The organism is Streptomyces sp. bgisy159 (assembly GCF_965341775.1).
Lineage (GTDB): Bacteria > Actinomycetota > Actinomycetes > Streptomycetales > Streptomycetaceae > Streptomyces.
Map to the genome: position 1 here is coordinate 68,921 of NZ_CBDQZH010000005.1, position 23,263 is coordinate 92,183.

22 protein-coding genes and 1 tRNA gene are annotated in these 23,263 nt (G+C 71.1%); 9 read left to right on the plus strand and 14 right to left on the minus strand.

Features of this window, described 5'->3' with window-relative positions; translation table 11 throughout:
* Positions 1–30: 30 nt before the first annotated feature.
* Positions 31–567, minus strand: a complete 537-nt coding sequence (locus ACSLTV_RS07340; RefSeq protein ID WP_432133182.1) for a hypothetical protein — start codon at positions 565–567, stop codon at positions 31–33.
* A 110-nt stretch (positions 568–677) separates the two neighbouring features.
* Here ACSLTV_RS07340 and ACSLTV_RS07345 point away from each other — a divergent pair, with 110 nt between their 5' ends.
* The 3 genes from ACSLTV_RS07345 (at position 678) to ACSLTV_RS07355 (ending at position 4,483) form a co-directional block, all read left to right on the plus strand.
* Positions 678–1,397 carry a response regulator transcription factor gene (locus ACSLTV_RS07345; protein WP_435611846.1) on the plus strand — a complete coding sequence of 240 codons (720 nt, stop codon included), beginning with the start codon at positions 678–680 and terminating at the stop codon, positions 1,395–1,397.
* Positions 1,394–2,893, plus strand: coding sequence for an ATP-binding protein (locus ACSLTV_RS07350; protein ID WP_435611847.1), 1,500 nt, complete (start codon positions 1,394–1,396; stop codon positions 2,891–2,893). The genes ACSLTV_RS07345 and ACSLTV_RS07350 overlap by 4 nt, the downstream gene beginning before the upstream one ends.
* Before the next feature lie 108 nt (positions 2,894–3,001).
* Positions 3,002–4,483 (plus strand): glycoside hydrolase family 18 protein, encoded by a 1,482-nt coding sequence (locus tag ACSLTV_RS07355; protein WP_432133179.1) that lies wholly within the window; start codon positions 3,002–3,004, stop codon positions 4,481–4,483.
* A 202-nt stretch (positions 4,484–4,685) separates the two neighbouring features.
* Here the strand turns inward: ACSLTV_RS07355 and ACSLTV_RS07360 are convergent, their stop codons facing one another.
* The 4 genes from ACSLTV_RS07360 to ACSLTV_RS07375 form a co-directional block, all read right to left on the minus strand.
* Positions 4,686–6,212, minus strand: a complete 1,527-nt coding sequence (locus ACSLTV_RS07360) for a GH1 family beta-glucosidase (RefSeq protein ID WP_432133178.1) — start codon at positions 6,210–6,212, stop codon at positions 4,686–4,688.
* A 142-nt stretch (positions 6,213–6,354) separates the two neighbouring features.
* Positions 6,355–7,257, minus strand: a complete 903-nt coding sequence (locus tag ACSLTV_RS07365; protein WP_432133177.1) for a carbohydrate ABC transporter permease — start codon at positions 7,255–7,257, stop codon at positions 6,355–6,357.
* An 11-nt stretch (positions 7,258–7,268) separates the two neighbouring features.
* A complete protein-coding gene (locus tag ACSLTV_RS07370) occupies positions 7,269–8,282 on the minus strand; it encodes a carbohydrate ABC transporter permease (RefSeq protein WP_432133368.1) in 1,014 nt (337 codons plus the stop codon).
* 5 nt (positions 8,283–8,287) lie between these two features.
* Positions 8,288–9,646 carry an ABC transporter substrate-binding protein gene (locus ACSLTV_RS07375; RefSeq protein ID WP_432133176.1) on the minus strand — a complete coding sequence of 453 codons (1,359 nt, stop codon included), beginning with the start codon at positions 9,644–9,646 and terminating at the stop codon, positions 8,288–8,290.
* A gap of 403 nt (positions 9,647–10,049) precedes the next feature.
* Between ACSLTV_RS07375 and ACSLTV_RS07380 the strand changes: the two genes are divergently transcribed.
* Positions 10,050–11,105 carry a LacI family DNA-binding transcriptional regulator gene (locus ACSLTV_RS07380; protein WP_432133175.1) on the plus strand — a complete coding sequence of 352 codons (1,056 nt, stop codon included), beginning with the start codon at positions 10,050–10,052 and terminating at the stop codon, positions 11,103–11,105.
* Between the two features lie 339 nt (positions 11,106–11,444).
* On the opposite strand, the gene ACSLTV_RS07385 is transcribed toward ACSLTV_RS07380, so the two are convergent.
* Together ACSLTV_RS07385 and ACSLTV_RS07390 are read right to left on the minus strand one after the other, a co-directional pair.
* Entirely contained in the window at positions 11,445–11,999 is a 555-nt protein-coding gene (locus ACSLTV_RS07385; protein ID WP_435611848.1) for a GNAT family N-acetyltransferase, read from the minus strand.
* A gap of 312 nt (positions 12,000–12,311) precedes the next feature.
* Positions 12,312–13,010: a hypothetical protein gene (locus ACSLTV_RS07390; protein ID WP_435611849.1), complete on the minus strand. Its 699-nt coding sequence runs from the start codon at positions 13,008–13,010 to the stop codon at positions 12,312–12,314.
* Positions 13,011–13,228: 218 nt separating this feature from the next.
* Between ACSLTV_RS07390 and ACSLTV_RS07395 the strand changes: the two genes are divergently transcribed.
* The 3 genes from ACSLTV_RS07395 (at position 13,229) to ACSLTV_RS07405 (ending at position 15,548) form a co-directional block, all read left to right on the plus strand.
* Positions 13,229–14,344: a helix-turn-helix domain-containing protein gene (locus ACSLTV_RS07395; RefSeq protein ID WP_435611850.1), complete on the plus strand. Its 1,116-nt coding sequence runs from the start codon at positions 13,229–13,231 to the stop codon at positions 14,342–14,344.
* 12 nt (positions 14,345–14,356) lie between these two features.
* On the plus strand, positions 14,357–14,941 hold the full coding sequence (locus ACSLTV_RS07400; protein ID WP_435611851.1) for an HD domain-containing protein: 585 nt from the start codon (positions 14,357–14,359) through the stop codon (positions 14,939–14,941).
* 352 nt (positions 14,942–15,293) lie between these two features.
* Positions 15,294–15,548: a hypothetical protein gene (locus ACSLTV_RS07405; protein ID WP_435611852.1), complete on the plus strand. Its 255-nt coding sequence runs from the start codon at positions 15,294–15,296 to the stop codon at positions 15,546–15,548.
* A 60-nt stretch (positions 15,549–15,608) separates the two neighbouring features.
* Here ACSLTV_RS07405 and ACSLTV_RS07410 read toward each other — a convergent pair.
* The 4 genes from ACSLTV_RS07410 to ACSLTV_RS07425 form a co-directional block, all read right to left on the minus strand.
* Positions 15,609–15,681 (minus strand) — tRNA-His (locus ACSLTV_RS07410).
* A 110-nt stretch (positions 15,682–15,791) separates the two neighbouring features.
* Positions 15,792–16,400 (minus strand): oligoribonuclease, encoded by a 609-nt coding sequence (gene orn / locus ACSLTV_RS07415; protein WP_432133170.1) that lies wholly within the window; start codon positions 16,398–16,400, stop codon positions 15,792–15,794.
* A 113-nt stretch (positions 16,401–16,513) separates the two neighbouring features.
* Entirely contained in the window at positions 16,514–17,779 is a 1,266-nt protein-coding gene (locus tag ACSLTV_RS07420; protein WP_432133169.1) for a helix-turn-helix domain-containing protein, read from the minus strand.
* Positions 17,780–18,157: 378 nt separating this feature from the next.
* Positions 18,158–18,493 (minus strand): hypothetical protein, encoded by a 336-nt coding sequence (locus tag ACSLTV_RS07425; protein WP_432133168.1) that lies wholly within the window; start codon positions 18,491–18,493, stop codon positions 18,158–18,160.
* Positions 18,494–18,815: 322 nt separating this feature from the next.
* Between ACSLTV_RS07425 and ACSLTV_RS07430 the strand changes: the two genes are divergently transcribed.
* Together ACSLTV_RS07430 and ACSLTV_RS07435 are read left to right on the plus strand one after the other, a co-directional pair.
* Positions 18,816–19,343: a universal stress protein gene (locus ACSLTV_RS07430; protein ID WP_432133167.1), complete on the plus strand. Its 528-nt coding sequence runs from the start codon at positions 18,816–18,818 to the stop codon at positions 19,341–19,343.
* Between the two features lie 161 nt (positions 19,344–19,504).
* Entirely contained in the window at positions 19,505–20,068 is a 564-nt protein-coding gene (locus ACSLTV_RS07435) for a GPR1/FUN34/YaaH family transporter (protein WP_432156665.1), read from the plus strand.
* A gap of 154 nt (positions 20,069–20,222) precedes the next feature.
* Here the strand turns inward: ACSLTV_RS07435 and glmS are convergent, their stop codons facing one another.
* The 3 genes from glmS to ACSLTV_RS07450 all read right to left on the minus strand — a co-directional run bounded on the left by glmS (position 20,223) and on the right by ACSLTV_RS07450 (position 23,263).
* A complete protein-coding gene (gene glmS / locus ACSLTV_RS07440; protein WP_432133165.1) occupies positions 20,223–22,040 on the minus strand; it encodes a glutamine--fructose-6-phosphate transaminase (isomerizing) in 1,818 nt (605 codons plus the stop codon).
* Positions 22,041–22,051: 11 nt separating this feature from the next.
* Positions 22,052–22,309, minus strand: coding sequence for a hypothetical protein (locus tag ACSLTV_RS07445; RefSeq protein WP_432133164.1), 258 nt, complete (start codon positions 22,307–22,309; stop codon positions 22,052–22,054).
* A gap of 75 nt (positions 22,310–22,384) precedes the next feature.
* Positions 22,385–23,263, minus strand: a complete 879-nt coding sequence (locus ACSLTV_RS07450) for a DUF4429 domain-containing protein (RefSeq protein WP_432133163.1) — start codon at positions 23,261–23,263, stop codon at positions 22,385–22,387.

Below are 23,263 nucleotides of genomic sequence, written 5' to 3' on the forward strand. Positions count from 1 at the left end.
GGAGGCGGGGACGGTGGCCGTGACGGCGCGTCAGTACGTCCCGATCTCCACCCGTGGCGGCCCGTCGTGCCAGGTGCAGAACACCGACACCCGGTCGGTGCCCGAGCTGAACTCCACGCGGATCCATGAGGCGGTGGTCCAGGTCTGCATCGACCAGCCGGGGCCCGGTGTGGCCGAGACGAGACCCGCTGACGTCGCGCCGAGGTCGAAGACGACCCGGCCGCCGTCGGTGTCGTAGCTCCTGACCCGGCCGGACGGGCCGGAGGGGGTGGCCGTGGCGCGCGGCTTCGCCGAAGGGGCGGCGGAGGACGGTGCCGGGCTCGTGGAAGGGGCGCGGGAGGCGTCGGCCGACGGTGTCCCGGAGGACGGTGCGGGCCGGCTGGTCGCCGGGGGCAGCGGCCCGGGCTCCCGCGCGGGCTTGTCGTCGCCGGCCGCCGCGAGGGGCAGGGCGTACGGCCGCTCGTAGGCCGTGCCCGCCATCACCGTGTGCACACCCCACCACGACAGCGTGACCGCCGCGCCGGTGGCGAGCGACCAGGCCAGTACGTGTACGAGTCCTCTGCGCATCGCGGGCCATACTGCCCCACGTCCCCCGTGGGTGTCGCCCCGTCGTCCATAAAGGGGGAGTTGTCCACAGGCTCCCGACCGGCTCGCCCGCATGGCGTACGGTGCGGCGCATGGCAAGTGTGCTCGTGGTCGAGGACGACCAGTTCGTACGCTCGGCGCTGATCCGGCACCTGACCGACGCCGCCCACACGGTGCGCAGTGTCGGCACGGCGCTGGAGGCGCTGCGCGAGGTCGCCCATTTCCGTTTCGACCTGGTCATCCTGGACCTGGGACTCCCGGACCTGGACGGTTCCGAGGCGCTGAAGATGCTGCGCGGCATCACGGACGTGCCCGTCATCATCGCCACCGCACGCGACGACGAGGCGGAGATCGTCCGGCTGCTGAACGCGGGCGCGGACGACTATCTGACCAAGCCGTTCTCCGTGGAGCACCTGGCGGCGCGGATGGCCGCCGTGCTGCGCCGCTCGCGCGCCGGCACCGGCGAGGCGCCGGCGGACGGAGTGCTGCGCGTCGGCGGCCTGACCGTCGACCCGATGCGCCGCCAGGCCGAACTCGACGGCCTGCGGCTGGACCTGACCCGCCGTGAGTTCGACCTGCTGGCGTTCCTGGCCGGCCGGCCGGGCGTCGTCGTACCGCGCCGGGAACTCCTCGCCGAGGTGTGGCAGCAGTCGTACGGGGACGACCAGACCATCGACGTCCATCTGTCCTGGCTGCGCAGGAAACTGGGCGAGACCGCCGCCGACCCGAGGTACCTGCACACCCTGCGGGGCGTCGGGGTGAAACTGGAGCCGCCCGCCGAGGGCGTCTCGGGCGGGGGGCCGGTGCGATGAGGTGGGCGCTGGTCAAGGTCTGTCTGGCCGTCACCACCATGGTCGTGGTGGCGTTCGCCGTGCCGCTCGGACTGGTCGTCAAGGAGATGGCCCGGGACCGCGCCTTCTCCAACGCGGAGCGGGAGGCGGCCGTCGTCGTGCCCGCGCTGTCCATCACCACCGACCGCGACCAGCTGGAGCGGGTCCTCGCCTCGGGCGGCGGTGACGACGGCATGGCCGTGCACCTGCCGGCCGGGCCGGGCCGCGCCGCCGTCGACCTCGGCCGGCAGCGGGCCGGCAACGAGGACATCGCGACCGTACGGCGGATGGGCCGGGCCTCCACCGCCGAGGTGCCGGGCGGGTTCGTGCTGCTGCAGCCGGTCGCGGTGAGCGTCGGCACGGCGGTGATCGAGGTGTTCGTGCCCGAGGCGGAGGTGACCAACGGCGTGGGCACGGCCTGGGCGGTGCTCGCCGCCGTGGGCGCCGCGCTGGTCGTCGGCTCGGTCGCGGTCGCCGACCGGCTCGGGGTGCGGATGGTGCGGCCGGCCCAGCGGCTCGCCGTGGGGGCGCACGAGCTGGGCGAGGGGCGGCTGGGCGCCCGGGTGCCGGAGGACGGGCCGACCGAACTGCGGCGCGCGGCGGTCGCGTTCAACTCGATGGCGGACCAGGTCGTCCAGCTCCTCGCGAACGAACGGGAACTGGCGGCGGACCTGTCGCACCGGCTGCGCACCCCGCTGACCGTGCTGCGGCTCAACACGGCCTCGCTCGGCGACTCACCGGCCGCCGACCAGACCCGGTCGGCGGTCGCCCAGCTGGAGCGCGAGGTCGACACCATCATCCGGACCGCCCGCGAGGCCAAGCCGCAGACGGCGGCCGCCGGCCCGGGAGCCGGGTGCGACGCGGCGGAGGTGGTGCGCGAACGGATGGCGTTCTGGTCGGCGCTCGCCGAGGACGAGGGCCGCAAGGTGCGGCTGGCCGGGGTGGAGCGCCCGGTGCGCATACCCGTGGCCCGCGCCGACCTCGCCGCCGCCCTGGACGCGCTGCTCGGCAACGTCTTCCGCCACACCCCCGAGGGCACCGCCTTCGCGGTCGACGTGCACAACGCCGAGGACGCGGTGATCGTGCTGGTGTCGGACGCGGGTCCGGGCATAGCCGACCCGGAGGCGGCGATGGCGCGCGGCCGGGGATCGGGCAGCGACGGCTCGACCGGGCTGGGGCTGGACATCGTACGGCGGCTCGCGGAGTCGACCGGCGGGGATGTGCGGATCGGGTCGTCGGTGCTGGGCGGCACCGAGGTGCGGATCTGGCTCCAGCTGGACGGGCACGGGCCGACGCCCGCGCGCCGGGGACACCGGGGTGCGGTGCGGCGGCGGGGGCGGGGGCGCACCGCGGGCGGGACGGGCGGAGCCTTCGAGGGCGCCGGGAGGCCCGGGGCGGGGGAGCCCCGGCAGGCCGCCGGAGGGAGCCGGGTGGCCCGAATGGTCTCTACCTTTAACCGATCCCGATCCCTTCCTTAAGCGCGCCCTAAGATCCCCGACGCCCGTCCGGGACAGGCGGTTTGCCCGGTTCCGGATCGCTAGCGTGCCTTCGCGATCCCACCCGAGAGCAGCGAAGGCAGGCACGTGATGAGTTCCCATCGGCGCAAGGTCAGCGGCAGGAACAAGGCGATCGGCGGTGTCGTCGCGGCGGCCGTCGTGGGCGGTGGTGTCTTCGTGTTCACCAGCACCGCCCAGGCCGCCGGGATCGGCGCCGCGTACACCAAGACCAGCGAGTGGTCGACGGGCTACACCGCGCAGTACGTCGTCACCAACAACACCGGTCGGGCGAAGGCCGACTGGACGCTGGAGTTCGAGCTGCCGTCCGGAGCGACGCTGGGCTCGCTGTGGAACGGCGAGTCGAGCGTGAGCGGCCGGCAGGTCACCGTGAAGCCGCCGAAGTGGGACACCGACGGGCTCGCGGTCGGCGAGTCGGTGACCGTCGGCTTCGTCGTCAACGGCACCGCCGACCCGACCGGTTGCCGTATCGACGGCGTCACCTGCTCCACCGACGGCGGTGCCACGCCCGAGCCCAGCGGCCGCCCCACCCAGTCCCCGACGACGGCCCCGACGACACCCCCGACGACGGCCCCCACGCCCACCACCCCCACCGCCGAACCCTCGCAGCCCAGCGGCACGGGCACCCCCGGCACCGGCACCCCCGGTACGGGCACGTCCGGCACCGCCCGCTTCGCCCCGTACGTCGACACCTCGCTCTACCCGGCCTTCGACCTGCTGGCGACCGCCCGGGCGACCGGGGTGAAGGACTACAACCTCGCCTTCGTCACCGACGGTGGCGGCTGCACCCCGAAGTGGGGCGGTGTGACGGACCTGGCCGACGACGCGGTGGCCGCCCAGATCGGCGCCCTGCGCGACCAGGGCGGGGACGTCCGCGTGTCCTTCGGCGGCGCGGCCGGCTCCGAACTCGGCACCACCTGCGCCTCGGCGGACAAGCTGGCGACGGCGTACGGCAAGGTCGTGGACGCCTACGGGCTGACCAAGGTGGACTTCGACGTCGAGGGCGGCGCGCTGCCCAACACGGCCGCCAACTCCCGCCGCGCCCAGGCGATAGCCGAGCTCCAGCGGCGCCACCCCGCCCTGGACGTCTCCTTCACCCTCCCGGTGATGCCCGAGGGCCTCACCCAGGACGGCGTGAACCTGCTCGCGGACGCCAAGTCCCACGGGGTGCGGATCAGCGCGGTCAACATCATGGCGATGGACTACGGCCCGGCGTACAGCGGCGACATGGGCGGCTACGCCGAACAGGCCGCCACCGCCACCCAGGCCCAGATCAAGAGCGTGCTGGGGCTGAGCGACAGCGCGGCCTGGAAGACGGTCGCCGTCACCCCGATGATCGGCGTCAACGACGTCGCCTCCGAGGTCTTCAAGGTGGACGACGCCGCCCAGCTGGTCGCCTTCGCCAAGGCCAAGGGGCTGGGCTGGCTGTCGATGTGGTCCGCGACCCGCGACAAGCAGTGCGCGGGCGGCACCAAGAACACCGCGGACGCCACGTGCAGCTCGATCCTGCAGGACCCGTTCGCCTTCTCCAAGGAGTTCGCGGCGTACCGGTGACCTACGACCGGCGGCGATCGGCGGCCTACCGGAGACCGGCGCTGATCGGCGACCGGCACCGGCGACCGGCACCGGCGGCAGACCGCGGCCGGAGAGAGCGGCGGGGCCCGGGAGCGCCCCCACAACGTCCCGGGTCCCGCCTGTCCGGTGGTCCCGCCTCTTCGGCGGGTACGCCTCCCCGGCCGTTACGCCCTTCCCGTGGTCACGGCTGGACGGGTTCGGCCGGCGGCGTCACGGACTCGGCCGGCGGCGCCACGGGCTGGGCGGGCGGCAGGACGGCCTCGGACTCCGGCACCCCGGTCTCGGCCGGCGGCAGGACGCCGGACTTGGCGGCCCGGCTGTACCAACGGGCGCTGGACTTCGGGGTGCGCTCAAGGGTCTCGTAGTCCACGTAGACCGCCCCGAAGCGCTTCTCGTAGCCGTACGCCCACTCGAAGTTGTCCATGAGGGACCACAGGAAGTAGCCACGCACGTCGGCGCCGTCGGAGATGGCCCGGCGGACCGCCCCCAGGTGGCCGTGCAGGTACGCGATGCGCTCCGGGTCGTGCACGGCGCCGTCGGGCCCGGGCTTGTCGTCGTAGGCCGCGCCGTTCTCGGTGATGTACAGCGGCAGACCCGGCGCCTCCCGGGTGTAGCGCATGATCAGGTCGTGCAGGCCCGACGGGTCGACGGTCCAGCCCATCGCCGTGCGCTCGCCCGGCGTCTGGTGGAAGGCGACGTCGTCCGCGCCCGGCCAGGGGGAGTGGTCGCTGGCGCCGTGGCCGTCCGCGCGCGGCCCCTCGGGCGCGTTCCGCGCCGCCGAGACCAGCGCCGGCGTGTAGTAGTTGAGGCCGAGCGCGTCCAGCGGCTGGTGGATGGTCTGCACGTCGCCGTCCTGGACGAAGGACCAGTCGGTGACCGACCGCGTCGCCTCCAGCAGGGAAGCCGGGTAGGCGCCGTGCAGGATCGGCCCGTGGAAGACGCCGTTGGCGAGGTCGTCGATGCGGCGGGCGGCGTCGAGGTCGGCCGGGTCCTCGGTGAGCGGCCGTACCACCGAGGAGTTGAGGCTGATGGCCACCTGGTTGCGGGTCGGCATCACCGAGCGCAGCGCCGAGGTGCCCAGCCCGTGGGCGAGGTTGAGGTGGTGCGCGGCGCGCAGCGAGGCGGCCGGCTCGGTGCGGCCGGGCGCGTGCACCCCGGAGCCGTAGCCCAGGAAGGCGCTGCACCACGGCTCGTTGAGGGTGATCCACTGCTCCACCCGGTCGCCGAGCGCCTCGCCGACGATCTGCGCGTACTCGGCGAACCGGTACGCGGTGTCCCGCTCCGGCCAGCCGCCCGCGTCCTCCAGCTCCTGGGGCAGGTCCCAGTGGTAGAGGGTGACGGCCGGCTTGATGCCGTGCGCGAGCAGCTCGTCCACCAGGCGGCGGTAGAAGTCCAGGCCGACCTGGACGGCGGGGCCCCGGCCGGTCGGCTGCACCCGGGACCAGGAGATCGAGAAGCGGTACGCGGACAGGCCCAGGTCCGCCATCAGGGCCACGTCGTCGCGGTAGCGGTGGTAGTGGTCGACAGCGATGTCACCGGTCTCGCCACCGGCCGTCCTGCCCGGGGTGTGGCTGAAGGTGTCCCAGATGGACGGGGTGCGGCCGTCCTCCCGTACCGCCCCCTCGATCTGGTACGCCGATGTCGCGGCGCCCCAGAGGAAGGCGGGAGGAAAGGTCGCCGGGGTCTCCGGCTGTGCGGACTCAGGCATGGAAGCGCTCCCATAGATGGTCGTCGAGACCGACGAAGGAATGAGGGGGGACAGGGGAGTGGCGAAGTGCGAGGAGAAGGCGGTGGGGGTAGGAAGCGGGGCCGAGGCGGCGGTGACCCGGCCCCCGCAAGTGCGGCGCGCGTCAGCCCTTGACCGCGCCCTGCATGATCCCGCCCACGATCTGCTTGCCGAAGATCGCGAAGACCAGCAGCAGCGGAAGCGTGCCGAGCAGCGCGCCCGCCATGATCAGTGACTGGTCGGGCGTGTACCCGCGGCCGAGGCCCGCCACCGCGACCTGCACGGTCGGGTTGCCGGTCTGGGTCAGGACCAGGAACGGCCACAGGAAGTCGTTCCACGTCTGGACGAACATCAGCATGCCCAGCACGGCCATCGCCGGCCGCGCGGCCGGGAACACCACGTGCCACACCACCCGCCAGCTGCTGGCCCCGTCGACCCGGGCCGCCTCGATGATCTCGTCCGGCAGCGCCTGGATCAGGTACTGCCGCATGAAGAACACGCCGAACGCGCTCACCAGCGACGGGAAGATCACCGCCTGCAACTGGTCGGTCCAGTCCAGCTTGGCGACCATCATGTACAGCGGGATCACGCTGAGCTGCGGCGGCACCATCATCGTGCCGATCACCAGCAGCATCAGCGCGTTGCGGCCCTTGAAGCGCAGCTTGGCGAAGGCGAACCCGGCGATGGTCGACAGGAAGACGACGGTCAGCGCGGACACGCCCGCCACGAAGGTGGTGTTGACGAACGCCTCGCCGAGGTTCGCGTCGTTCCACGCCACGTCCAGGTTGTGGAAGAGGTTCGAGCCGAACCACAGCGGCGGCGGGGTCTGGGCCAGCCGGTTGTTGTCGCGCGAGGCGGCGATCGCCGTCCACACCAGCGGGAACAGCGAGACGATCGTGAAGATGATCAGGATGAGGTAGGCGATCGGCCCGGCGTGCATCTGCCCGCCGGCCCGGGCCGACCGGGGCCCGTGCTTCTTGCGCCCGGCGGGGGCGGTCGTGTCGGGTTTCGTCAGGGTCGTCGTCACGGCCGTACTCCTTAACTACTGGCGCGCAGCCGGCGCGAGATGACGTAGTTGACGATCCCGATCACGATGAGGATCAGGAACATCGTCCAGGCGATGGCGGAGGCCCGGCCGAGGTGCTGGTTCACCCAGCCCTGCTCGTACAGGTACAGGCCCAGCGTCTGGAACTGGTGCTCACCGCCGCCGGACGCCCCCTTGTTGGCGTCGAACAGCAGCGGCTCGCCGAAGACCTGGCTCGCGCCGATCGTGGAGACGACCGCGGTGAACAGGATGGTGGGCCGCAGCGAGGGCAGTGTCACGTGCAGGAACTGCTGCCAGCGGCTGGCGCCGTCCAGCGCCGCCGACTCGTACAGGTCCTGCGGGATGGCCTGCATCGCCGCCAGGTAGATCAGCGCGTTGTAGCCGGTCCAGCGCCAGATGATGATCGACGAGACCGCGATCTGCGAGGGCCACTTGTCGCCCTGCCAGTCCACCGGGTCGATCCCGACGGAGTCCAGCACCCAGTTGATCATGCCGTAGTCGCGCCCGAACAGCAGCACGAACACCAGCGAGGCGGCCGCGATGGACGTGGCGTACGGCGCCAGCATCATGACCCGGTAGAACGTCGAGGCGCGCAGCTTGTAGTTGAGGATGTGCGCGATGCCCATCGCCATCAGCAGCTGCGGCACCGTCGAGATGATGCCGATGGTCAGGGTGTTCTTCGCCGCGTTCCAGAAGAAGTCGTCGTCGAAGATGCGCGTGTAGTTGCGCAGCCCCACCCACGACATGTCGGTCGGCGCGGTCAGCTCCACCTGGTGCAGCGACGCCCATCCCGTGTAGATCAGCGGGAACAGGCCGAAGGCGAGGAAGAGCAGGAAGAACGGGGAGACGAAGGCGTACGGGCTCCAGCGCATGTCCCGCTGCCAGCGGCGGGAGAGCCGGGCCCGCCGGCGCGTGTCCGCCTCCGTGGGCGGTGCCCCCGGCCCCGGGCGGGCCGGGGCCGCGCCCCCCTCCACGGGGGGCGCGGCAGTGTGGTGGCGGGTGGCCATACGGGTCACTTGTCCAGGTTGTTGTCGATGGTCTTCGTGGCCGTCTCCCAGGCGTCCGCGGGCGACTTGCCCTTCGTGACCAGGATGACGCCGTTGTCGGTCAGACCCTGCTGGATGATCTGGTCCTTCGGGCCGATCACCTGGACCGGGGCGTCCTTGGCGGCCGCGGCGAAGACGTCACCGATCTGGGCGTCACCGGTCATCTCGTTCTTCGCGCCGGTCACGTCGGGGTTGGTGTACGTGGACGGGGCGCTCGGGAAGCTGCCCTGCACCTTGAACAGCTTGATCTGCTGCTCCGGCGCGGTCAGCCAGGTGATGAACTCCTGGGCTTCCTTCACGTGCTTGCCGCTCTCGGGGACGGTGAGGAAGGAACCGCCCCAGTTGCCGCCCTTGGGCGCGGTGGCCACCTCCCACTTGCCGGCCGCGTCGGGCTGCGACTTGCCCTTGATGGTGCCGAGCATCCACGGCGGGCAGGCGATCGTGGCGAACTTGTTGTTCGCGATCGTCTGGTCCCAGGCCGGCTGGAACTGGGTCTGCGACTGGACCAGCCCCTCCTGGGCTGCCTTCGCGGTCAGGTCGAAGGCGGCCTTCACGGCCGGGTTCGTCTTGTAGATGATGTTGCCGGAGGCGTCGTAGAACTTCTCCTTCTCACTGCTGAGGATCGCGTTCAGCAGACCGCCGGGGGAGTCCATGAAGTAGGTGCCCGCGGGGGCCTTCTTCTTGTACTGCTCGCCGACGCTGACGAACTTGTTCCAGTCGCCCGCCCAGAGCTTGGACACCTCCTCGCGGGAGGTCGGCAGGCCGGCCTTCTCGAAGAGGTCCTTGCGGTAGCACAGGGCCATCGGGCCGATGTCGGTGCCCAAGCCGATGGTCTTGCCGTCCTTGGTCGTGGCCTGCGACCACTTCCAGTCCAGCCAGTTGCTCTTGTTCACGCCCGAAACCTTGGACATGTCGGTGAGCTTGTCCGCCTGGGTGGCGACCACCTCGGCGATGTTGCCGACCTCGACGGCCTGGACGTCCATCAGGCCGCTGTTGGTGGTGAGGTGGTTGAGCAGCGCGGGGTAGTAGTTCTCGTTCCGCTCGATGACGTTCTCGGCGATCTTGATGTCCGGGTGGAGCTTCTCGTACTCGGTGTAGAGTCCGGCCTCCTTGAAGCCCATCGTGCCGAAAAGGCCCAGCGTGATCGTGGTCTTGCCCTTGCCGCCGGACGACGACGAACCGTCGGAGTCGCCGCCGTCGTCGGCACAGCCGGCCAGCAACCCGGCGCCGAGCGACGCGACGGCCGCCAGGACGACCACCCTGCGGGTGATGGGGGTCCCCCCGCTCGAGGGCGTTCGAGAGTGGGGGAGGGTACGTGCTCGCATTGGATCCTCCTGTTGCCCTGACGTGCCGACCCCCCGGCCAACTGCATGGTTGGGCCCGTTAGTTCTCGCTGCGGCTCGGGCGGGGAACGTGCGGGATGTGTATGTGTCAGGTACCGTGGGAGCGCTCCCACAAGTGATGTGTTGAAGAGTCGTCGGTTCGGGCGAGGGTGTCAAGGGTGGAGGCATGGCGAGATGCGTTCAGTTATCGGGCTGTTAACTAACTCCGAGGGAGGTCCGCATTTCGCCCAGTTCACCACAGACTTCCTGGAGGTGTCCCCAGGCGTACCTCCTCGGGGGTGCGGGGATGCGCCACCGCACGGCAGCGGGCGGGGCCGGTCACCTCGACGGCCAGGACTGTTAGATTCCAGGCCAGAGGCAGGACGACGGCGGGAAGGCGGAGCCCATGGCAACCCACGGAGCGCGGGGCCGGAGCGGCGGCCGCCCGACCCTGGAGGAGGTCGCCGCACGCGCCGGCGTCGGCCGGGGCACGGTCTCCCGGGTGATCAACGGTTCGCCGAGGGTCAGTGACGCGACCCGCGCGGCCGTGGAGGCGGCGGTGGCGGAGCTCGGCTACGTCCCGAACACGGCCGCCCGCGCGCTCGCGGCGAACCGCACGGACGCCATCGCGCTGGTGGTGCCGGAGCCGGAGACCCGCTTCTTCGCCGAGCCCTACTTCTCCGACATCCTGCGCGGCGTGGGTGCCGAACTCCAGGACACCGAGATGCAGTTGCTGTTGATCTTCGCCGGCAGCGACCGCGAGCGCCGCCGCCTCGCCCAGTACCTGGCCGCCCACCGGGTGGACGGCGTCCTGCTCGTCTCGGTCCACGCGGACGATCCGCTGCCCGATCTGCTGTCCCAGCTGGAGATCCCGGCGGTGATCAGCGGCCCCCGCTCCGCCGCGGAGACCCTGCCCTCGGTCGACTCGGACAACTACGGCGGCGGCCGTGCGGCGGTGGAGCACCTGCTCGCCCGGGGCCGCACCCGCATCGCCCACATCACCGGCCGCCTCGACGTCTACGGCGCCCAGCGCCGCGTCGAGGGCTACCGCGACGCGCTCTTCGACGCCGGCCGGCCGGTCGACGACACCCTGATCGAGCAGGGTGACTTCTCCGAGGAGGGCGGGCGCCGGGCGATGGCCGCCCTGCTGGACCGCCACCCCGACCTCGACGCGGTCTTCGCCGGCTCCGACGTCACGGCGGCCGGCGCCCGCCAGGCGCTGCGCGAGGCCGGCCGGGTCATCCCCGACGACGTCGCCCTCGTCGGCTACGACGACTCCGCCATCGCCCGCCACATGGAACCGCCCCTGACCAGCGTCCGCCAGCCCATCGAGGACATGGGGCGCCGCATGCTCGACCTCCTCCTCACCGAGATCGCCGACCGCCGCCCGGCGGTGTCGAAGGAGCTGGAGCGGCGCAAGGTGGTGCTGCCGGCGGAGCTGGTGGCGCGGGCGTCTTCGTAGGGCGATCGGCGCGTGGATTCCACGAGCGAGGAGGAAGCCCGCCGTCGACGCGGCGCTGCACGACCACGCCGCACGCTTCGAGCGTCTGGAGGCGTCCGAGAAGTGGGCGGCGCGGGGTGAGCCTGGGTGAGTGCGGCAGCGGCGCACGAGAACCCGAAACGCGCCAGCCGCGCGGCTCGAGTGATCACGTGCCTCCTGGACACCCTGACCTCCACGCTCCGAGGACACTTCCGCCTCCACGACTCACGCCCACCGTCACGAACGGTCGGTACTGCATGACATCTCAGGGGGCTAAGAAGCCAAGCTGACCAGGGCAGACCGTAGGGCAGCTCCACTGGATCAAGATGGTCCGGTGTCGTCTTGGATGCGCGCGTGGAGGTGTTCGTCGTGCCAGCCGTCGGCGTGGAGGAGCGCGCTGCGCATCGTCCCTTCCAAGGGGAACCCGGCTTGGGTGGCAACCTTGCAGGAGGCCGTGTTGGCCACGGAGTGTGTAATGCGCAGGCGATGCAGTCCGAGAGTGTCGAAGGCCCATCGACTGACGGCGAGAGTGGAGTTGACCATGGCTCCGCGTCCACGGCCAGCAGGCAACAGCCAGTAGACGAACTCGCCGCTGCCGTCTCGCAGGTCCAGGTCGGCGAGGCCGATCAATCCGACAGGGATGTCCTCGTTCACGGGAGCGATGGCCCAGAGGGCAGCCTCCTCGTTCTGCCACCGCAGCTTCCAGCGCGCAATCTTCTCCCGGGCTGTCTCGGCGGTCAGCAGACCTGGGCGGTTCCAGTGCTGGATGTCCGGGTCGAGGCACGACTGCACCAGGACCTGTGCGTCGCTCTCCCGCCAGGGGCGCAGATGCATGCCCCCGGAGAGTGCAAGGTCGGGCTGCCGTGTCTGCTTCATTCGGCCAGGCGACACCACAGGGCCTATCGGATTGATCATCAATCCAGCATGCCAAGGGGCGCCGCCCGTTGTCGCGCGCATTGTGACAACGGCTCGAAGCGGGCATCTTCGCCAGCGGTGGCAGACTCCCGGGGCCAGGCAGGTGCCCGAAGCAGTGGTGCAAAGGCGCGCTCTTCGTCGAAATGCTGTCGCGTTCGAAAGCCGTGGTGGAGCTGTCCGAGGAAGCGGTTCAGCTGCCACGCAGCGCAGCCCGGCACCGGCCGCGGTGGGGCTTCAGACAGCGTGAGCGACAGGCACCCGTCTTGTCGCAGATCACCGCGCCTCCCTCCATGCCTGCCGCCACGTCTCGTGCAGCTCCTGCCCAGTGGGGCACGTGTGTCCGGCCCGGCACGTTGCGCATCCGGCGGCGTGCTCCAGGTAGCGGTTGTAAGCGCGGCGGGCGTGCTCGGCGCGCGACTCGGCGGTGCGCTGCGCGGGGTGGCCCGTCACATCCGCAGCCCGCTGGGCCAGCGCATGCTGCCCAGCGGCGACCAGCCGGGCCACGGAGGGCGGTCCACACAGCACACCGGCCGACTCGATCGGGACGGACCAGTACGAGGCACAGGCGGCCAGGTCCGGATCCGTGCGGTCCACCGCGGGAACGCCGAGGTAGCAGTCGTGGCCCAGGACCGCGACCCCCAGCTTCCGCCACCTCGCCGCCGCGTCCGGGTGCGTGCGGGACATGCTGTCGGCGACGAGCGCGTAGTAGACACGGCTGCGCGGGTCACAGACAACGGGACCGCCGTCGAGGGCGTCGGCGAGGAACGCGTCCAGTGCCCGGGACGGCATCTCCGCCTCGCCGGCGGCGGCGATCACAAGGTTCCCGGGCACTCGTACGGCGGACATGATGCCGCCGAGCGCCAGCAGCGCCATTCCCTGCTCGGTCCACTCCTGGCGCGCTCGCTGCCGGCTCCTGGCGGCCGACAACAGCCAGTGCTCTACTGACGGGCGGCGCTCGGCTGCCGTGGGCACGAGTGCCTCGGGTCCCGGTTTCGCGGGCGGCGCAGCCTTGGCCGTCGGCCGGTGTCCGTCATCCGAGCGAGCGTTCTTCACATGGGCGTCCACGCTCGCACCTCCCCTATACGCTCAGTTTCCAAGTGGCTACTTGGACGGTAGAGAGCTGCCCTCGGCGCTTGAACTGACCGCCGGTACAGGTAGATCGACGACCAGCACAGGGGAGTGGTGGTGGCATGCCGTCGAGCACGGGGCCGACCTTGACCGACGCGCAGGGTTTGGCGTCGAAACCGTGCGCCGGAGTCATTTCCGGCTACGTCTTCCGCACCATCCGCGAGCAGCTCGGCCACACACAGGAGACCATCGCCGAACAGCTGAGCGTCTCGCCCGACACGGTCGCGGGGTGGGAGTCGGGCCGCCGTCCGATGACCGCCTTGCCGGTTGGCCGAACGCTGGTGCAGCGACACCGTCTCCTGCGGATCGGCGCCCCACCCGCGCTCTTGCAGATCCTCGACAGGGCAGCGGAGGCGGACGTCCTCATGTCCAGCGCGCTCGACGATCAGATCGACGCCGAGGACAGCCCCCTCGGCGCCTGGGTGATGCAGCGTGACCTCGTAGAAGTCCTCGTCTGGCCGCTCAGCGGCGTCGCCCCGAGGTCCGTACGGAGCCTGCCCGCACCGCCGAGACCGCGCCGGGGTCCGGTGCCGTCCGGGCCGGAGCTTGCCGCGGTTGACCGTCGGCAGTTCTTCACCCACATGCGGACCACCGCGGAGCGGGCCCGCGGCGAGAACCAGTTCCTGCTCCGCCGACAGGCTCTGTACCTGGCGGGCTACGACGACCAAGGGGACACCGGGCAGTGGCTCGCTCACCAGCAGTCCACTGAGCGCCCGGGTGACTGGCTCACGGACTGGCTCAACGCCCGCTCCGTAGCCGCTGTCGCCGCCCGGCAGGGCGACCTCGACCGCATGAACCACTTCATCGACACCACCCTCGTCGACGACGAGCCCGGCGAGGCGGCGAACCTCAACTACTGGGCCTACTGGATCGGCGAGAGTGACCACCTCGAACCGTCCGACGACTTCATCGCTTCCCGCACTCCCGGTCCCTGGCCCGGCACCAGGCTGCTCACCCACCTCACCCGGGGCCTGCTCCCGCAGCACGGGTATCTCGAACTCAACATCCACTCGCTGTGGGCCCTGCTCACCGTCCGGCCGGACCTGCTGCGATCCGGGGCTGCCCACGCCGCTCTCCACGGCCGGCTCCCTTTGCTGTTGGATAGCCGGGAGCTGTCCGCCCGCGCACGCCGCGAGCTGGAGGGCATCAGATACGCGATGCGCCTGGCAGGGGCGTGAGGGGAGAACCAGGTGACGGACGAGCTGGCCGGGGTGGCGCACTTCCTCTACGAGGCAGGCACGCTCAAGCAGTCCCGGCGCACCGGCTGGTGGATGGCCGGCGTGCGGGACCCCGAGAGCGTGGCCGAGCACTCCTGGCGCACCTCACTCATCGCTTCAGTGATCGCCGCGATGGAAGGGGCCGACCCCGCCCGGGCCGCGCTTCTCGCCGTGTGGCACGACTCTCAGGAGTCCCGGACCGGGGACGTGAACCACCTGGGGAAGAGGTATGCCGGTGAGACCGACCCCGAAGCGGTCACTGCCGACCAGGTGGCGGCGATGCCTCCGGTGCTCGCGGCCGCCATCCGGGAGGCGGTGGCAGAGTACGAGGGCCGCCAGTCGCCCGAGGCGATCGCGGCACGGGACGCGGACAAACTGGAATGCATGTTGCAGGGCATCGAGTACAAGGCCCAGGGCTACGAACTCGCGCAGCGGTGGATCGACAACAGTCGCGGCCGGCTGGTCACCAGGAGTGCTCAAGCGCTGGCCGACCAGTTGCTCGGTATGGACCCTCTCGACTGGCTCCGGGCCGTACTCGGTGAGAAGCAGAAGGGCTGACGCCCAAGTGCTGCCCCTTGCGTTGACGCGTACTGCCACGCTCACGGTATGTCACAGATTCGTCACTCGGTGATGGCTCCCCGTCGGGAGCTGACAGATTGACGGAATGCGACTTCTCAGGACTTTCCTGCTGGCAGTGACCCTTGGGCTCGGTGGTGCGGCGTGTGGCGGTTCCGGAGGCGAGGGGGCCGATGATGCCGGCAGCAGCCCGTTGTCCGGCGCGTCGGTGAGCCGGACACCGGGGGCGGCGGCCACGGCGTCGGCTCCCGTGGCGGCGGAACCGTCCGCGGCGAAGTCGAGCGCTCGGGTGTCTCTCTTCCCGGGGCGTCCGGTGAGCCGGACGGACCGCGGTGTGATCGCCACGCGGGAGACCTGGGGCGACGGCTGGCCGTGGAAGACGTCCGACGTGGTGATGGCGTGCAGCGACGCGGTCAACGGTGGCGCCTACCTGAGTGCTGCGGACGGCAGGAACTATCTGCTGACCGGGACCATCGCCCGGCCGGGCTTCATCGTGGGCAATGCGGGCGTCATGCTGTGGGACCTCAAGGACGCGGACGCGTACGGGCGGTGGGTGGAAGCGGGCGAGAAGCTGTGCCCGTTGGCGTGAAAGAGGATGAAATAGTTCGGCCCGCTGACCTGGTCCCAGGTCAGCGGGCCGAACAGTAAGGGTGAGTGACGGGACTCGAACCCGCGGCATCCTGGACCACAACCAGGTGCTCTACCAGCTGAGCTACACCCACCATGACCGGCGGTTGACGTTGTCGTTTCCCCGACCGGCCGAGAAAAAGTGTACAGGGTCCGAAGGGGTGCTCGCGCACGGCTTTTCCTGGGGGCCGTACGCGAGCCCGGCTCATCCGTGCTGAGCAGGCAGGACGTGCTTGGCGGCGATCGCCTTCGCGGTGTCGGAGTCCGGGCCGGGCTGCGGGACGAAGACGGCCTCGCGGTAGTAGCGCAGCTCCGCGATGGACTCGCGGATGTCGGCGAGGGCGCGGTGGTTGCCGTTCTTCTCCGGGCTGTTGAAGTAGGCCCGCGGGTACCAGCGGCGGGCCAGCTCCTTGATGGAGGAGACGTCGACGATCCGGTAGTGCAGGTACTCCTCCACCTTCGGCATGTCCCGGAGCAGGAAGCCGCGGTCGGTGCCGACCGAGTTCCCGCACAGCGGGGCCTTGCCGGGCTCCTTCACGTGCTCCCGTACGTACGCCAGGACCTGCTCCTCGGCGTCCTCCAGGGTGGTGCCGCGGGGCAGCTCGGCGAGCAGGCCGGAGGCGGTGTGCATCTGCCGGACCACCTCCGGCATGGTCTCCAGGGCGGTGTCCGGCGGGCGGATGACGATGTCCACACCGTCACCGAGGATGTTCAGCTCGGAGTCGGTGACAAGGGCGGCCACCTCGATGAGCGCGTCGTCGGACAGCGAGAGGCCGGTCATCTCGCAGTCGATCCACACCATGCGATCGTTCATGCGACCACCCTAAAGCTGAGGTCCGCTTCCCGGGGCCCCGCGGTGCCCCCGGCTTGCCGGGCGGGGACGGGCGGGGCCGGGGGCGACGTCCGCCCCGGCCCCGCCTCACCGTCCTACGCCCCGCTGCGCTGCCCCGGCAGCCCCACTCGGGCGGCGTACGCCTCCCGGGCGTGGTCCGGGGACAGGCCCGCGGCCGAGCCCACGGCGCCCGCGGTGGCGGGGGTGCGCCGGGACTGCAGGGGGAGCGGGCTCTCCGGGTGCAGGGTGGGCGGCCCGCCCATCGCCGACGCCGGTGACCGGTCGGCGGCCGGGGGCGCGGACAGCGGCGGGGGCGACTGGTCGCCCTCGATCCGCTCGCCCTGCGGCCGGCGTGCCCGGTACGCGGCCCGGTAGGCGGCAGGCGACGAGCCGAGCTGCCGGCGGAAGTGGCCGCGCAGGGCCACCGGTGAGCGGAAGCCGCAGCGGCCCGCCACCTCGTCCACCGAGTAGTCGGACGTCTCCAGCAGCCGCTGGGCCTGCAGCACCCGCTGGGTGATCAGCCACTGCAACGGGGCGGACCCCGTCAGCGAGCGGAACCGGCGGTCGAAGGTGCGGCGGCTCATGTAGGCGCGTGCCGCCAGGGTCTCCACGTCGAACTGCTCGTGGAGGTGTTCCAGCGCCCAGGCGACGACCTCGGCCAGCGGGTCGGCGCCGATCTCCTCGGGTAAAGACCTGTCGAGGTAGCGCTCCTGGCCGCCCGACCGGCGCGGCGGGACCACCAGACGCCGGGCCAGCGCGCCCGCCGCCTCGTTGCCGTGATCCGTTCGCACAATATGAAGACAGAGATCGATTCCGGCCGCGGTGCCCGCTGAGGTCAGCACGTCCCCGTCGTCGACGAAGAGCTCCCTCGGATCCACGTGGACCGACGGGTAGCGCTTGGCCAGCGTCGGCGCGTACATCCAGTGGGTGGTCGCGGGCCGGCCGTCCAGCAGGCCCGCCGCCGCGAGGACGAAGGCGCCGGTGCACAGGCCGACGATGCGGGCGCCCTCCTCGTGGGCACGGCGCAGCGCGTCGAGCGCCTCCTCCGGTGGCGGGGAGGTTATCGACCGCCAGGCGGGCACGACGACCGTGCCCGCCCGGGATATCGCCTCCAGGCCGTGTGGTGCGGTCAGTTCCAGGCCCCCTGTGGTCCGCAGCGGGCCGTCCTCACCTCCGCACACCAGCAGTCGGTAGCGCGGCACGCCGGCGTCCTGGCGGTCTATTCCGAACACCGACAGCGGAATGGAACTCTCGAAGATGGGACCGCCGCTGAACAGCAGCACCGCGACGATCTCCTTGCGGCGGCGCCCGGAAAGCTTCCGGGTCGCGGCTTCCGGCGCGGCAGTGGAGTCGTGGCTCATCCTGCTAAGCCCCCCTCGGTGGTCGCGGCTCCTCGGTTGTGTCGCTCCTGCACGTTTCCCCTCGGTCCTGCACGAGTCCCCCGCCGTAGACAGTCAAGATCGAATCTACTGTGTCGCGCCCGTGCCGGGGCGACCGGTTCGCCACCCGGCACATTGTCGACATGGCAACTTGGCGTGAAGCATTCGATCACGAAGCGTTGCACTCGTGGGTCGTGCAGGGAAGTGCGCCTTGTGGGTGTGGCCAATCTGCGTAGGGTGCGCAAGGGTCCCGTGACCCTTTCCATGCAGGTCAGGCCGGGTGAGGGGGGTGGTGTGCAGCCGTGATGCACGGGTGCGGGAAGTTGGCTGAAAAGATACGGGCGTGTGCGCGGAAACCGGTCAGCCGACCGGTGTGTTTCCCCCGCCGCGGCGTCCGCCTCGGTGAGCGCCCGTACCCGTGCGGTGACGGCCGCCCCGGTGGTGCGCGCGGGACGGTTGCCGCTCGCCGTGCGGCCGGGCCGCACCCCGTTCCGACTGCCGCAGCAGCCACCGGCACACGGCCGTGACCGCCGCGAGGCCCAGCGCCGTGCCGGCCGTGCCGGCCAGTGAACTGCCGTACCAGAGCAGCACCACCGGGACCAGGACGCAGCTGAAGGCCGCCCAGCGGACGAGGTCGGTCGCCTTCTCGCCGCCGGGGTCTGCCGGGTCGGTCTCGGTGCGGGGCGCTGCGGACATGCGGACTCCTGGGGCGTGCGATCACCCGGTTCAACGCGAGTTCGATCACTCGGTCACTGTGTGGACCGGCCACGGTGGGTGAACGTCGGGCAAACCGCCTGTACGGGGCAGCAACCATTGCGTTACCCGCGCACCCTCGTGCATGCTCCCTGGAACCCCGGGCACGGTGTGCGGGGGCGCCCCCCACCCTGCGTCGCGGGATCTGGGCGAAGGAGGAGTGCCGCCGTACCCTTGGGGGTATGGGGTTGGGAAGATGATTCCCGGACACGGCTCCGCCGCTCACTGTCGTCCCACCCACGAGGATCTGAACGCCGAGACAATCATGGCCGGTCACGAATTCTTCGAACCCGCGGACCGCAAGCGGCCCGTCGCCGACCCGACGGCGGCCGATCCCCTGGCGGCACAAGAGGCGCGCCCCGCCTGCGATCCCGCTTTCAAGCACGGTGTCGTCGTCGGCTTCGACGGCTCCACCTCCAGTGAGCGCGCCCTCGCGTACGCCGTCGGCATGGCCAACCGGTCCCGGTCGGGCCTGATCATCGTGCACGTGGCCAACCGGCTGCCCACCACGGTGTGGGCCGGTTGCGAGCCGCCCGTCTTCGTGGACGTGCCGGACCACCGCACCGAGGTGCTGGGGCTGGAACTGGCCTGCGCCGACTACCTCGCCGAGGTGCCCTGGATCCTCGTCGAGCGCGGCGGCGACATCTGCCACGAGCTGGAGGAGGTCGGCCGCGAGTACGAGGCCGACGCGATCGTCGTCGGCTCCACGCACGGCCTCGCGGGGCGCATTTTCGGCTCCGTCGCCGGCCGGCTCGCCAAGCGCGCCAAGCGGCCGGTCGTTGTCATTCCGTAACTCACCGTTCTCCCAGGTGAGATGCGCCGTGGGAAGCGGCAACCCCCTTTTGTGACCGGGCACATGACCGGATGAACCTACTCGCCCGTAGAGGTGTTTGTGCCTTTGTGAAGGGCATATATCGGTCACCGCGCAACCCCATTGCATGAAGGGAGCCCGCCGTGGACAACGACGTCTCTGCGGGAAGCACCACCACGATCGCCGGCCGACTCGCGCTCGGCGTCACCCTGTTGGCCTTCGGCATCGGCACCGCCGATGTCATCGACGGCGTGACGGCGGCCGACGCCGTGTCCGTCGCCCACTACGTCGGCGGCGTCGCCCTGTTCGTCGCCGGCCTGTTCGCCTTCCGGGACCGTGACACGGCCACCGGCACGGCCTACTCGGTGCTCGGCGCCTTCTGGTTCACCTGGGCGCTGTCCGCGGGCACCCAGGTCTCCGACAACGCGGCCGGGCTCTTCCTGGTCCTGTTCGCCCTGGTGGCGCTCTCCCTGACCGCCGCGGGCGGCGACCAACTGACGCAGGCCACCTACGGGTTGTTCCTCGTCGCGCTGGTGCTCATGGCCATCGCGCGCTTCGGCGACCTGAACGGGCTCGCCAAGGTGGGCGGTTGGTTCGCGGTCGCCTCCGGGGCGCTCGCCTGGTACGCGGCGACGGCGGCGCTGGCGCACTGGCCGACCGCGCTCCCGCGGCGGGCTGCCGGCCGGGGTGTGACGGCCGCCGGCTGAACGGCAGCCGTCCGCCGGGGACTCGGGCGGCCCCGGCGGACATGAACGGACCCCCACGTGCGGGTGGCGCACGTGGGGGTCCGTCACGTCGTACTGCACCTGCGGGCGGGCGGAGGCGTTCGCGCCGTTCCCCGCGCCCCGGTGCGAGGGCCGCCTACTCGACCGTCACCGACTTGGCGAGGTTGCGGGGCTTGTCGATGTCCCGGCCCAGGGCCTTCGCCGTGTAGTAGGCGAGCAGTTGCAGCGGGATGCCCATGAGGATCGGGTCGAGCTCGTCCTCGTTCTTCGGGACGACGATCGTGCGGTCGGCCTTCTCCTGCGCCTGGTGGGCGACGGCGAGGATCTGGCCCTGGCGGGCCTTGATCTCCTCCAGCGCGGCGCGGTTCTTCTCCAGCAGGTCGTCGTCGGGGACGATGGCGACCGTCGGCAGGGCCGGCTCGATGAGGGCCAGCGGGCCGTGCTTGAGCTCGGAGGCGGGGTAGGCCTCGGCGTGGATGTAGGAGACCTCCTTGAGCTTCAGGGAGGCCTCGCGGGCCACCGGGTAGCCCCGGACGCGGCCGATGAAGAGCATCGAGCGGGCCTCGGCGAACTCCTCGGCGAGCTTCTCCACCTCCGCCTCCTGCGCCATGATCTCGGCGATCTGGCCGGGCAGCTTGCGCAGGCCCTCGATGATCCGCTTGCCGTCGCGGACCGACAGGTCGCGGGTGCGGCCCAGGTGCAGGGCGAGCAGCGCGAAGGCGACGCAGGTGTTGGTGAAGCACTTGGTGGACACCACGCAGACCTCGGGGCCGGCGTGCACGTAGATGCCGCCGTCCGCCTCGCGGGCGATCGCCGAGCCGACGACGTTGACCACGCCGAGCACCCGGGCGCCCTTGCGCTTCAGCTCCTGGACGGCCGCCAGCACGTCGTACGTCTCACCGGACTGGGAGACGGCGATGTACAGGGTGTCGGGGTCGACGACCGCGTTGCGGTAGCGGAACTCGGAGGCCGGCTCGGCGTCGGCGGGGATGCGGGCCAGCTCCTCGATCATCTGGGCGCCGATCATGCCCGCGTGGTACGAGGTGCCGCAGCCCAGGATCTTCACGCGGCGGATCTGGCGCGCCTCGCGGGCGTCCAGGTTGAGGCCGCCCAGGTGCACGGTGGAGAACCGGTCGTCGATGCGGCCGCGCAGCACGCGGTCCACGGCGTCGGCCTGCTCGTGGATCTCCTTGTGCATGTAGGTGTCGTGGCCGCCCATGTCGTAGGAGGCGGCCTCCCACTCGACGGTGGTCGGCTCGGACGTGGTCCGGGTGCCCTCGGTGGTGTACGTGCGGAAGTCGTCGGCCTTGAGGGTGGCCATCTCGCCGTCGTCGAGGGTGACTATCTGGCGGGTGTGGGCGACCAGCGCGGCGATGTCCGAGGCGACGAACATCTCCTTCTCGCCGACGCCGAGGACGACCGGGGAGCCGTTGCGGGCGACGACGATGCGGTCCGGGAAGTCGGCGTGCATCACGGCGATGCCGTAGGTGCCCTCGACCACGTGCAGCGCCTGGCGGACCTTGTCCTCCAGCTTCTCGGCCTGGGACCGGGCGACCAGGTGGGTGAGGACCTCGGTGTCGGTCTCGGAGAGGAACTCGACGCCGTCCGCCTCCAGCTTGCGGCGCAGGTCGGCGGCGTTGTCGATGATGCCGTTGTGGACGACCGCGACCTTGCTGTCGGCCGACATGTGCGGGTGGGCGTTCACGTCGGAGGGGGCGCCGTGGGTGGCCCAGCGGGTGTGGGCGATGCCGGTGGTGCCCTTGAAGCGGGCCGGGACCTTGGCCTCCAGGTCGCGCACGCGGCCCTTGGCCTTCACCATCTTCAGGCCCGCCGACTTCGGGGAGCTGACGACGATGCCGGCCGAGTCGTAGCCGCGGTACTCCAGGCGCTGCAGGCCCTCCAGCAGCAGCGGGGCGACGTCACGCTTCCCGATGTAACCGACGATTCCGCACATATAGGGACTTCCTAGCCGTAGACGATGCGGCGCAGCTGCCTGAGCGAGAGCTCGGGGGGTGCCACCGCCCGGTATCTGAGGTCCGCCTCGATCCGTTCGAAGATCTCCGCGTTCACCAGGCCCTGGGCCTGGAGCTCGCGGTGGCGGCGACGGACGTATTCCTCGGTCGTCTCGTCGAAGTACGCGAGCACGTCCTGGATCACCCGCAGCGCCTCGCCCCTGTTCAGGGGCGTGGTCCGCGTGAGGTGATCAACAAGTTCGTCGTGCACCCGGTAGATCCTGGGGTAAGCGGACGGCTTTCGCAAGAATCTTGCCCGATTTCGGGCAGAGTGGGTCCGGTGGTGCTACATCCGCTTGAGGACCGCCTGTTTGGCCAGCGTGAACTCCTCCTCCGTCAGCACGCCGGAGCGGTGCAGCTCACCCAGCTCGCGCAGGCGGCGCAGCAGGGCGTCGTGGTCGTCGCCGGAAGGGGCGGCGGCCCGCGGCCCGGGAGCGGCGATCGCCGCCGGCGGCGCGGGCGCCGCGCAGGGGTGGGGCAACCGCGCCTGGACCGCCGCCGCGACCAGGGCCATCAGCGGGTCCTTCTTGAAGCCCCACAGCTCGACGGCGTTCGGGTCGTACTTCGGCGGGGCCTTCGTCGCCGAGCCCCGCACGGTGAAGCGGAGCCAGCCGTTCTCCAGGCCGGCCGACGGATGCCACTCCACGCCCGTGATGTCGGCGAGGGGGATCTCGCGGGCGCCGGCGGACGCCTTGGAGTCCTCCGTCTTCCAGTTCCACTCCAGGCGCACGCGGTCGCCGTCGAAGCTCGCGGTGCCGTCCCCGGCGGAGACGGTCAGCGGCACCGACGGTCCGGGCACCAGGTACCGGCCGACCGGGCCGGATCCCACCTGCTCCAGCAGCAGCGCGTTGCGCACCTCGTCCGCGAAGTACTCGGCGACGCCGTACCACTGCGAGCCCACGGCCAGCTGGTAGGGGTCGTGCGGCTCGGTCAGCCGGCCGCCGGTGGCCGACAGCAGGGGGTCCGCGCCGTCCCGCAGGCGCAGCCTGAGCCGCCCGCCGCGCCGGCCCTGTTCGAACGAGACCGCCGTCAACGCCTCCAGCGGGACGGTCACTTCACCCAGTTCCCGGCGCAGCAGCCCGACGCTCTTGTCGCGTCCCGGCGTCAGCCGCAGCGCGTCACCTTCGAAGACCCAGGTGCCGTCCTTCTGGATGATTTCCGCCAT

Excerpts from the sequence above, each read along its gene's own strand:
- ACSLTV_RS07340 (WP_432133182.1), bottom strand. The coding sequence starts at position 567 with ATGCGCAGAGGACTCGTACACGTACTGGCCTGGTCGCTCGCCACCGGC.
- ACSLTV_RS07345 (WP_435611846.1), top strand. The coding sequence starts at position 678 with ATGGCAAGTGTGCTCGTGGTCGAGGACGACCAGTTCGTACGCTCGGCG.
- ACSLTV_RS07350 (WP_435611847.1), top strand. The coding sequence starts at position 1,394 with ATGAGGTGGGCGCTGGTCAAGGTCTGTCTGGCCGTCACCACCATGGTC.
- ACSLTV_RS07355 (WP_432133179.1), top strand. The coding sequence starts at position 3,002 with ATGAGTTCCCATCGGCGCAAGGTCAGCGGCAGGAACAAGGCGATCGGC.
- ACSLTV_RS07360 (WP_432133178.1), bottom strand. The coding sequence starts at position 6,212 with ATGCCTGAGTCCGCACAGCCGGAGACCCCGGCGACCTTTCCTCCCGCC.
- ACSLTV_RS07370 (WP_432133368.1), bottom strand. The coding sequence starts at position 8,282 with ATGGCCACCCGCCACCACACTGCCGCGCCCCCCGTGGAGGGGGGCGCG.
- ACSLTV_RS07375 (WP_432133176.1), bottom strand. The coding sequence starts at position 9,646 with ATGCGAGCACGTACCCTCCCCCACTCTCGAACGCCCTCGAGCGGGGGG.
- ACSLTV_RS07380 (WP_432133175.1), top strand. The coding sequence starts at position 10,050 with ATGGCAACCCACGGAGCGCGGGGCCGGAGCGGCGGCCGCCCGACCCTG.
- ACSLTV_RS07385 (WP_435611848.1), bottom strand. The coding sequence starts at position 11,999 with ATGAAGCAGACACGGCAGCCCGACCTTGCACTCTCCGGGGGCATGCAT.
- ACSLTV_RS07395 (WP_435611850.1), top strand. The coding sequence starts at position 13,229 with ATGCCGTCGAGCACGGGGCCGACCTTGACCGACGCGCAGGGTTTGGCG.
- orn (WP_432133170.1), bottom strand. The coding sequence starts at position 16,400 with ATGAACGATCGCATGGTGTGGATCGACTGCGAGATGACCGGCCTCTCG.
- ACSLTV_RS07420 (WP_432133169.1), bottom strand. The coding sequence starts at position 17,779 with ATGAGCCACGACTCCACTGCCGCGCCGGAAGCCGCGACCCGGAAGCTT.
- ACSLTV_RS07425 (WP_432133168.1), bottom strand. The coding sequence starts at position 18,493 with ATGTCCGCAGCGCCCCGCACCGAGACCGACCCGGCAGACCCCGGCGGC.
- ACSLTV_RS07430 (WP_432133167.1), top strand. The coding sequence starts at position 18,816 with ATGGCCGGTCACGAATTCTTCGAACCCGCGGACCGCAAGCGGCCCGTC.
- glmS (WP_432133165.1), bottom strand. The coding sequence starts at position 22,040 with ATGTGCGGAATCGTCGGTTACATCGGGAAGCGTGACGTCGCCCCGCTG.
- ACSLTV_RS07450 (WP_432133163.1), bottom strand. The coding sequence starts at position 23,263 with ATGGCGGAAATCATCCAGAAGGACGGCACCTGGGTCTTCGAAGGTGAC.